The organism is Brevibacillus ginsengisoli, assembly GCF_050113715.1.
Taxonomy (GTDB): Bacteria; Bacillota; Bacilli; order Brevibacillales; family Brevibacillaceae; genus Brevibacillus_H; species Brevibacillus_H ginsengisoli.
Genome location: NZ_JBNJQR010000008.1, coordinates 245,543 through 255,072 on the forward strand (window position 1 = coordinate 245,543; position 9,530 = coordinate 255,072).

The window sequence follows — 9,530 nt, forward strand, 5'->3', positions numbered from 1 at the left end:
AGCTCACTTCCTCTGATTAAATTTATACGAAAATTCCCACTTCTCCATCGATTTTCAGCTCTGCTTCGGTCGCGGCGATCACGTCTGCTACCGTGTAAGGTGACATGACTTCAAGCAAGTACAGGCCATCTTCCCGTACTTCCAGCACAGCCATATCGGTAATGATCATATGGGCACTCTTTTGAGCGGTAAGCGGAAGTTGACACTCTCGAACAATTTTGGAGCGACCATTCTTCTCCAGATGAGTGGTGAGGACCATTACTTTTTTGGCTTTTTGGGCCAGCTCCATGGCACCCCCCATCCCAGGCACGCGTTTCCCCGGAACGATCCAGTTGGCAATATCTCCTTTTTCGCTTACTTCGAGTGCGCCCAGAATGGTCATGTCCAATAATCCACGCCGGATAATGGCAAAAGCCGTCGCACTGTCAAAATAAGAAGCGCCCGACACGATGGTGACCGGAAATCCGCCCGCATTGCAAAGCATCGGATTCTCTTCGCCCTTGGCTGGACTAGGACCCGTTCCCAAGATACCGTTCTCCGCGTGGAAAAGGACTCGCTTCTGTGGCGAAATGAAGTCCGCGACCAATGTCGGGATCCCAATTCCCAGGTTAATGATCATCCCATCTTCAATCTCTTGTGCGGCTCGTCTGGCAATTTTGTTCCGATAATTCTCCAATTGGGTTACTTCTCCCACGCCCATGTCCAATTCACCCCTTTGCTCGGTACGATAAAGTCCACAAACACGCTTGGCGTCACGATCTCCTCAGGATCAAGCTCGCCAATCTCTACGATTTCATCCACTTCCGCAATGGTAATGTCTCCGGCCATCGCCACGAGTGGATTGAAGTTTCTTGCGCTCGTATCAAACACCAGATTTCCCATGCGATCCGCCTTCTTGGCATGGACGATAGCAACCTCAGCCGTCAATGGGGTTTCGAGCAGGTACTCTTTTTCTCCCAAGACAACTTTTTGCTTGCCTTGTTCCGCAATCGTTCCTAAACCGATATCGGACAGAATACCTCCAAGTCCTACTCCGCCGGCACGCACTCGCTCAGCCAGAATCCCCTGTGGACTGAATTCAACCTCCAGCTCCCCAGCCGTCATCTGTGCGCCCGCATTGGGATTAGAACCGATATGGGAGGCAATCACTTTCTTGACTCTGCGTTCGGTTACCAGCTTCCCAACTCCGATATGCGGAAAAGCCGTATCGTTACTGATCAAGGTAATGTCCCTAATATCATGATCCAGAAGGGCTTGAACGAGAGTGGGCGGGTTGCCCACTCCGCCAAATCCGCCAACCATCAATGTCATCCCCTGATGAAAAAAGGAAAGTACCTCTTCAATTGTGACTACTTTATCAAAGCGATCTCGCGTCCTCGTCAATCTTTACGCCTCCTTCTACACCAACAGTTGCTCCTGTTGCAATTCTGCCTGGATTTCCTTGATCGTCTCTCGCAGGATGGCAAGGATTTGATCAATCTCCTCTTTTGTAATAACAAGCGGCGGCGCTACAATAATCGCGTCTCCCGCAATTCCTTCAATGGCTCCTACTGCCGGATAAATCATCAAGCCTTTTGTAAAGGCCCGTTGGATCAACCGGTTGGTGATTCCCTTCTGGAGTGGGAACGGTTCCTTGCTCTTCTGATTTTTCACGAATTCGAGACCGCATAACAATCCCCGACCTCTCGCCTCACCAACAATTGAGAATTCTTCGGTCAACTTGGCAAGCTCTTGAAGTAGATACTCTCCTTGTATACGGGCATTCTCTACAAGATTATGCTTTTCCATATAGCTCATGACAGCCAAGCACACGGCGGCAGACTGTGGATTGGCACTATAGGTGTGTCCAGCCATTATGGACGCTGAACCTTGGGTGATGGTTTCAATGATCGCGTCACTCACGATCGTCGCAGCCATCGGGGTATAGCCTGCGCTCATTCCTTTTCCTAATGCCATCATGTCCGGAACTACTTGCCAATGATCAATTCCGAACTTCTTGCCTGTTCTTCCAATTCCGGTCATCACCTCATCCGCAATGAAGAGGATTTGGTGCTTGTCACATATTTCACGGATACGCTGGAAATAGCCATCAGGAGGCACAATCGCTCCACCAGACGCGCCAATGATTGGTTCAGCAATAAAAGCGGCTACATTCTCCGCTCCGACTCGCAGAATCGCTGTCTCAAGCTCGTCTGCGCAGCGCAAGCCAAACTCTTCATCTGTAAGTCCGGTCGGTTTGCGGTAAGGATAGGGAGCAGATACAGCCGGATAATCTGCTAATAGCGGAACAAAACGTTTTCTACGCAGTACGTGTCCGGACATCGACAAAGCGCCCATCGTAATTCCGTGATAACTCATCCAGCGAGAGATGATCCGGTTTTTGCGTGTGTTTCCTTGTTCCTGCCAATATTGAATCGCGATCTTTTGAGCAGTTTCTGTCGCCTCGGAACCGCTGCTGACAAAGAAACTCCAGTTCACATCGCCAGGAGACCACTGAGCAAGTTTAGCCGCCAACTCCTCTACAGCGTCACTCGTAAAATGAGAACGATACGCGAAGGACACCTTACGCGCTTGCTCGTGCATAGCCTCCGCCACTTCTTCAACTCCGTGTCCAATGCTTGCCGTTACCGCGCCTGAGCAGCCGTCGATGTAGGCGTTGCCGTTTTGATCGTACAAATAGATTCCCTTGCCATGAGAGACTGTCGGGTACGTCTTGCCAAGCTCCGGTCTAATACAATAATTTCTGGATTGGGTCACCATACAACTCACCTCTTGAAAATGATTGGTAAGTTCATCCTATCGCAATCGGTTTCAGAAGCCATTCTACCGCTTGGAGAAAAAAGCTTGCGGAGTAGCGTGAATTTTTTGTACATTTTGTATAATACAGTTTGAAAACAATGAGTAAGCTGGAGGGAAATTCCGTGTCGATCACCATCCGAGAGGCTTTACAGTTGCCCGATATGGTTCAGACGCGCTTAATCGCTGGGGAGAGCGGACTTGATAATCCCATTCGCTGGGTAACCATTGTGGAAGTGCTGGAGGACACAAGCAGGCTGCAAGAGGGGGAATTCCTGATTACCACCGGATTTGGCTTGGAGTCTGATGCAAAGAAGCAAGCCGATTTCATCCCGGCCTTGGCGAAGCAAAAATTAAGTGGCGTAGCGATACATACCGGATTTTATCTGCGTGAAATTCCGAGTTCATTTCTAGAGGCGGCAAATCGTTATGGATTGCCGTTAATTGAGATTCCGTCCGGGCTTAATTTCTCCACCATCACCAAAGCGATCCTACAACCGATTATGAATCGACAGTTTCAAACCTTGGCCTACTCTCAAGCCATTCATGAACAAATCATCAAGGTTGCCCTCGGTGGTGGAGGCTTGCAGGCTATCGCCAGTGAGCTTGCCCGCCTGACTTCCGGACACGTCACCATACAGGATGCCTATGGCTATGAAGTCGTTCGGCGGCAAGGAATCGATTGGGACTCGACCGGCAAACAAATGACCCACTCCACACCGATCCGAGCCAAAGAAGCCTATGGCAGCTTGACGCTAACCAAGCAAGCAGACTTTTGGCAGGATCTGGATCAATTTGCCTTGCAGCACGCCGCTACCCTATGCGCGTTGGAATTCGTCAAAGAACAAGCGATCACGGAGACCGAATGGAGAATGCAGGGAGATTTCGTAGAGGATTTGATTAACGGGCGACTTCCCTGGAACCATGAAGTGGAGATGCGCTGCCGAATGTTGGGCTTCTCACTCACAGGCAAGCAGATGGTTGCCACGATCCGTCCTGAGCCGTTTCTTGAACTGGGAGACGCCGCTGTCTGGCATCGCCGTTTAAGCTTGTTAATCAAACGAATCACGGAAATGCATCGTGTCGTTTTTCTTTTGCGAGAACGAACCAAGCACCTTGTCCTGATTATCCCTGATCAACCCTCCAGTAGGCGAATGCTGACGCAATTGGTTGCGCAGTGGAACAAGCTGGAACCGTCCAGTCGACTAATCATTGGGTTAAGCCAAGCCAAAGGACAATATACTGACTGGGGGAAAGCCGTCGATGAAGCGGAGTTCGCCTTATCGGTTTATCCGTTAATGAAATCGACTGACCCCAATCAGCCACCCGATCGATCGATTATCGAATACACACAGCTAGGAGGATATCAGTTCCTGTTTCACTATCATCGCGATCCAGCTGGGCTACGGCACCTTTTTGCCCCTCTTTTGGAGCAGATCATTTCGTATGATAAGAAACACTCCCAACGCTTACTGGAGACGCTCAGCGTGTATCTCGAGCATAATGCGAATGGCTTGCAAGCGGCCTCCACGTTATACATCCATCGTCACACGTTAAAATACCGCTTGCAGCTCATTGAGGAAAAAACGGGCGCCTCTCTCTCAGACGCCGGACATCGCTGGCAGCTTCAGCTTGCGGTGATGGCACACCGTCTGTATCGTTTGTTGCATGAATCTGCTCTCTGACGCATTTCCGCTGTTTGGTTTCTATGCCTCTGTCGTCTCTTTCAGTGGCTTCACCCAGATATTCATATCTTCAAATCCTGAGAAAATCGTACAGTTGTTAATCAGTCGCCCGCGATAGCGATACCCTTGCTTGGCTGCGGTGATATTCATACCATGCGACTGGGCACGGGTCAACGTATACAGATAGAAAACACCCATCTCCATCAGCTTGTACTCCAATGAGGGGAACAGATACTTCAGCAGGCTGTTGCCCAAATGGTCCGGGTGCGTAGCACAGTCCGTTATCTCAGCAGACTGATATTCCGGTGTTACCTCCGCTGAAGCCGCACATACGATTTGACCATTCGATTCAATTACATGGTAGTGCGTGCTCTCCAGCATGGTCTGCCGCACGTATTCGGGATCATCCATAGGAGTGGGATAGGTTGCAAAGACAAGCTGATACAAAGCCGCCAGGGCCTTAGCATCATCTACAGTCGCTTCCCGAGAGGTATATACTGGCGGCAAAACAAGCTTCTCTGCTGGCTCGTTTTGCTTGGTTAAACAAATTTGCAAGATATCCTCCGCCAACTGATGGGCTTTGGAACCCCCTCGCTCCTGTGTTAAAAATCGAGACATCATGTGAGCATTCCGTCCATGATCAAAGCCGTCGATGATTCCTTCCGCCACGTAGCCAAGGGAATTCCAAGCGGACACATCAGACTTTTTGGCGTAGATGATCAATTTCGTTGCCTCAATGTCGTCTGCCAGCTGTTCAATGTCCCGATTGATCTGTTCGATCTCTGACGAATGATATGATAATACTTTCACGCGTTTATTCATCTCATCCACAATGACATTGCGGCTTTCTGCATGATTGGTTAATGCCATTCCGTTCCCCCCGCTTTCAAAACTCTCTTCATCCTTACTAGTTACTGTAAAACGTTCCCCACATGAGAGTCATCCGCCACATTGTATAAATCTGATAAATTTATGGGCATCTCCCTACTCACAGACATACGATGTAAGTAGTTAGGAGGGGGATTATGGAAAATTGCCAATTTAACAATGATTTTATAATGATATTGCTTTTGTTTATTCTCTTGGTGATCATCGGTACATCCAGTAGCAGCTGTTAGACAACCTGATGAAAAAAGCCTTCATGCCGTCCGTTCAGCAAGCAACCTCTTCTGCATAGAATGTTTTTTAGGAGGGAGGAGTTCTACGTGTACCCAGAAATATATGCGCATCGGGGGGCCTCTGGACTCTATCCGGAAAATACATTAGAAGCATTCCGTGCAGCTTATCGGCTTGGAGCGGACGGTATTGAACTTGATGTTCAACTTTCTGCGGATAACCAGGTTGTCGTCATTCATGATGCCGTCCTTGGGCGAACGACGAATGGACGTGGGCTCGTTCGTTCACATACTTTAGTTGAATTAAAACAATTAAGCGCAGGTGAATGGTTGCATCCCCGTTATCGTCTTGCCCGCGTTCCCAGCTTTGAAGAAGTTTGCGCATTCATTCATCCCACCCAATTACGCATGATTATTGAGATGAAGAATTTTTTAACCACTCAACCTTTACTCGAAGAAAAAGTATTGGAGATTCTCGACTTGTATCAATTGCAGGAACGAGTCATCTTCTCTTCCTTTAATTTTAATAGCTTGTTACAAATCAAACGCTTAATGCCCAAGATGAAAACGGGATTACTGTATGTTGGTGCGATGAAGGATCCCTGGCAGGTGGCAAGGGAATACAGAACGGATCAGATTCATGCGCCACTATCCGAAATTACACCCAAACTGATCAAAGAAGCACATGCGCGTAATCTTCAGGTTTATGCATGGACCGTCAACGGCTCTCACCGAATGAAATCTCTTCAACAGAAAGGAATTGACGGAATTATTACCAACTATCCAGGCCGCGCCAGAAGAACGATTCGAAAAAAATAAAAGGAACCTGTTAACCGAACAGGTTCCTTGTTTGTATCCAGCATCTAAGGCGTCCACAGCTTTCCTTGCCATGTATTTCGTCTGATGAGCTCAGCGTCGATACCGTTTAACACTTCCCATTTCTTGCGACTCCACATCGGTCCCACCAGAATGTCCGGCGGTCCATCTCCTGTAACGCGGTGAACGATCATCTCAGGAGGCAGAAGCTCCAACGTATCGACGACAAGCTTGGTGTATTCCTCTTGCGTCAAGAATTCCAATAGCCCTTCCTCGTACTGCTTCATCATCGGTGTTTTGCGCAACAGATGCAGCAAATGAATCTTGATCCCCTGTACATCTAGTTTGGCAACCGCTCTCGCTGTCTCCATCATGTCTTCATGGGTCTCCAGCGGTAAACCGTAAATAATGTGGGAGCATACTCGAATATTGTGTTTCCGTAGCTTCTGTAGACCGTCAAGATAGGTTTGATAATCATGTCCGCGGTTGATGAGCAATGAGGTGCGTTCATGAACGGTTTGCAGCCCTAATTCCACCCACAAGTAGGTCCGCTCATTCAATTCCGCCAAATATTCAACGACGTCGTCTGGCAAGCAATCTGGACGTGTCGCGATGGATAAACCAACAACGTCATCCTGCTTCAAGATCAGCTCAAACATCTCACGTAGCTCTTCAACAGGCGCGTACGTATTGCTAAACGCCTGAAAAAAACCAATATATTTCGCAGATGGCCATTTTTCATGCATACGGTCTTTTACATCATGAAATTGCTTTTCGAGCTCCATGCGTCTATCTCCGGCGAAGTCGCCAGATCCCCTGGCACTGCAAAACGTACATCCCCCAATGGCCACATTGCCATCTCGATTAGGACAAGTAAATCCTCCATCTAGTGGAACTTTAAAAATCTTTTCGTGAAACAAACTGCGCAAATGAAAATTCCATGTATGATAACGCTTGTCTCCCCACAGAAGTGGCTCTGTGGCAATTTCTGTACGCGTTGTAGGTTTCGTCATGACCTTCTCCTTTCCAAGCATAAGCATCATGTTTATCTTGGTAGTATACCAAATTCAAAAGGAATTCGAAATTCGGATCTTCCCCCAAGCTGTTATTGGCGTTAACAGCATCTCCTTAAAACATGAAAAAAGGAACTACATGATAGAGTAGTCCCTTTTTCTAATTCAATTGACCCTATTGCATCTCTTCAAAACGAATGGCACGTGTGTGGGAAGTATGGCTCCACTCTTGGTTGTTCTTCGTAAAGAACGCGTAGAAGAAAATCGGCACCCACGTTAAGAAGAAGAATGGCAATAACAACAGCCCCAGATAGGCACGTAACGGCACCTTTTCTAAATAAAGCGCCAGAACCGGCAAGAGATAGAACAAAGCAGTCGTTCCATAAATCAGCCATGACGGCAAATATTGAGCCAAAGTCATTGTTTCTACATCAAACAAGCGACCGATAAACAAGAAGGACATCAACGTGACCATCAGGACGTACATCGGTTGGAACAAATAGAAAGCGGCGTCCAGCATACCGAGACGCATTTGCTTCAATCCATTGAAGAAGACCGAACCAATGTAACGACCAGCCACATCGTAGTGCCCCTGCATCCAGCGCAAGCGCTGACGCATGGAAGATTTCAAATCTAGCGGCTTCTCATCCCATACTTTGGTATCATGGGCCCAAGTAGGATAAATCCCTCGTTCAATGCATCGTGTTGCAAACTCCAAATCCTCTGTTAAGCTGGTTGCGCCCCAGCCCATCTCTTTCAAGAGATCACTCTCGATACACAGGCCGGTTCCCCCTAATGTATTAGGAAGTCCCAAGTTGTGTCGAGCAAGTTGCCACATCCGGTTCGTAAACCAGTAGGTAACCGCGTAAGAAAGTGTAATCCATGAATCGAAAGGATTTTTTGAATCAAGATATCCTTGAATTACTCTAGCACCTTTGCATAGACGGTCATTCATTACAGTTAAGAAGTTTTTGTCTACCAAGTTGTCTGCATCAAACATGACCACTGCATCGTATTGTTTATCCATCGACCAGAGGTTTTCCAACATCCACTCGATCCCAAAGCCTTTACCTCGTTTGCTGGTATCAAAACGCTCACAAGCGTATGCACCATGCTCTCGTACAATTTCAGCTGTATTATCTGTACAGTTGTCACAGATTACGAAAATATCGTACATCTCGCGAGGATACTCCAGCTTCTTTAAATTCTCGATCAGTGGAGCAACTACTGCACTTTCATTGTGTGCCGCTACTAGGACGGCAAACGTTTTTTGTGGTTCGCTTGTTACTGTTTCTTTTTTACGGAACAAACCTCCACATGACACCAACGTTTGGTAGGTACTAATGACACCAACCGTTGTACTTAACCCGATGAATAACCCCTCAATCAAACCTTTTAATACACTCATTGTTTCTTCTCCTCGACCTAACCATTTTTTGGATGGTTAGGTATTGTTTTACAACTTTTTCTCTCTACACTAATTCGGAGTTTACACGATTTCTTGAGCCCCTGCAATCAGCCAAAAGTGGTGAAATTGTAATTATCTTCTCTATTTCTTCACTTAATGTCTGATTTGCGCCTAAAACGTAAGGATACTCAATCTTATTGATTTGATATCTGCTATCTCTTTCACGATTCCCCTGTTTCTACTATCCTATACGCAGAAAAAAAAGCCTTCACTCAAAAAGGCTTCATTATTGCAAATTTAGACCAAGACGAAGCCTTATTTATCAATGCTTCATCACTCCACTAGTTTATATCACCATAAATTCAGACTTTTGTCAAGGATTTTCTTCTACTTACTATCATTATAGAGCCGTCTACGAAAGGTTGCCAATAAAAATAAAAAGCTTTCTCTACGTAAAAGCTTTTCAGGACTGTTGAACCATATAAAAAGTGGCGTCCCAGGAGAGATTCGAACTCCCGACACACGGCTTAGAAGGCCGTTGCTCTATCCAACTGAGCTACTGGGACAAGTTATGGAGGGAGTACCCGGATTTGAACCGGGGGATAAGGGTTTTGCAGACCCGTGCCTTACCACTTGGCTATACTCCCATAATGGGGCGATCGATGGGAATCGAACCCACGAGTGTCGGAGCCACAAT

General features: G+C 47.2%; 9 protein-coding genes and 2 tRNA genes. 3 read left to right on the top strand and 8 right to left on the bottom strand.

The window, feature by feature from the left end:
- Nucleotides 1-22: 22 nt before the first annotated feature.
- Genes ACQCN2_RS17480 through ACQCN2_RS17490 form a run of 3 tightly spaced genes read right to left on the bottom strand, consistent with a single transcriptional unit; the run spans nt 23 to nt 2,760 of the window.
- The gene (locus ACQCN2_RS17480) at nt 23-700 is read right to left on the bottom strand and encodes a 3-oxoacid CoA-transferase subunit B (RefSeq protein ID WP_426930225.1); all 678 of its coding nucleotides are present in this window, start codon (nt 698-700) and stop codon (nt 23-25) included.
- Nucleotides 682-1,383: a 3-oxoacid CoA-transferase subunit A gene (locus tag ACQCN2_RS17485; protein WP_426930226.1), complete on the bottom strand. Its 702-nt coding sequence runs from the start codon at nt 1,381-1,383 to the stop codon at nt 682-684. Before ACQCN2_RS17485 ends, ACQCN2_RS17480 begins: the two co-directional genes overlap by 19 nt.
- Nucleotides 1,384-1,398: 15 nt before the next feature.
- Nucleotides 1,399-2,760 carry an aspartate aminotransferase family protein gene (locus tag ACQCN2_RS17490; protein WP_426930227.1) on the bottom strand — a complete coding sequence of 454 codons (1,362 nt, stop codon included), beginning with the start codon at nt 2,758-2,760 and terminating at the stop codon, nt 1,399-1,401.
- Nucleotides 2,761-2,921: 161 nt separating this feature from the next.
- On the opposite strand from ACQCN2_RS17490, the gene ACQCN2_RS17495 reads away from it, so the two are divergent.
- Nucleotides 2,922-4,481: a PucR family transcriptional regulator gene (locus tag ACQCN2_RS17495; RefSeq protein ID WP_426930228.1), complete on the top strand. Its 1,560-nt coding sequence runs from the start codon at nt 2,922-2,924 to the stop codon at nt 4,479-4,481.
- Between the two features lie 21 nt (nt 4,482-4,502).
- Here ACQCN2_RS17495 and ablB read toward each other — a convergent pair whose 3' ends face one another.
- Complete coding sequence (gene ablB, locus ACQCN2_RS17500; protein WP_426930229.1) at nt 4,503-5,351, bottom strand: putative beta-lysine N-acetyltransferase; 849 nt, start codon at nt 5,349-5,351, stop codon at nt 4,503-4,505.
- A gap of 155 nt (nt 5,352-5,506) precedes the next feature.
- On the opposite strand from ablB, the gene ACQCN2_RS17505 reads away from it, so the two are divergent.
- Both ACQCN2_RS17505 and ACQCN2_RS17510 read left to right on the top strand, forming a co-directional pair.
- Nucleotides 5,507-5,599, top strand: a complete 93-nt coding sequence (locus ACQCN2_RS17505; protein WP_426930230.1) for a YjcZ family sporulation protein — start codon at nt 5,507-5,509, stop codon at nt 5,597-5,599.
- A gap of 87 nt (nt 5,600-5,686) precedes the next feature.
- On the top strand, nt 5,687-6,415 hold the full coding sequence (locus ACQCN2_RS17510) for a glycerophosphodiester phosphodiesterase (protein WP_426930231.1): 729 nt from the start codon (nt 5,687-5,689) through the stop codon (nt 6,413-6,415).
- 44 nt (nt 6,416-6,459) lie between these two features.
- On the opposite strand, the gene mnmL is transcribed toward ACQCN2_RS17510, so the two are convergent.
- The 4 genes from mnmL to ACQCN2_RS17530 all read right to left on the bottom strand — a co-directional run bounded on the left by mnmL (nt 6,460) and on the right by ACQCN2_RS17530 (nt 9,480).
- A complete protein-coding gene (gene mnmL, locus ACQCN2_RS17515) occupies nt 6,460-7,425 on the bottom strand; it encodes a tRNA modification radical SAM protein MnmL/YtqA (protein ID WP_426930232.1) in 966 nt (321 codons plus the stop codon).
- Between the two features lie 175 nt (nt 7,426-7,600).
- Nucleotides 7,601-8,833 carry a glycosyltransferase family 2 protein gene (locus ACQCN2_RS17520; protein WP_426930233.1) on the bottom strand — a complete coding sequence of 411 codons (1,233 nt, stop codon included), beginning with the start codon at nt 8,831-8,833 and terminating at the stop codon, nt 7,601-7,603.
- Between the two features lie 489 nt (nt 8,834-9,322).
- Nucleotides 9,323-9,399: transfer RNA gene (locus tag ACQCN2_RS17525), tRNA-Arg, on the bottom strand.
- Between the two features lie 6 nt (nt 9,400-9,405).
- A tRNA-Cys gene (locus tag ACQCN2_RS17530) sits at nt 9,406-9,480 on the bottom strand.
- Between the last annotated feature and the right edge of the window lie 50 nt (nt 9,481-9,530).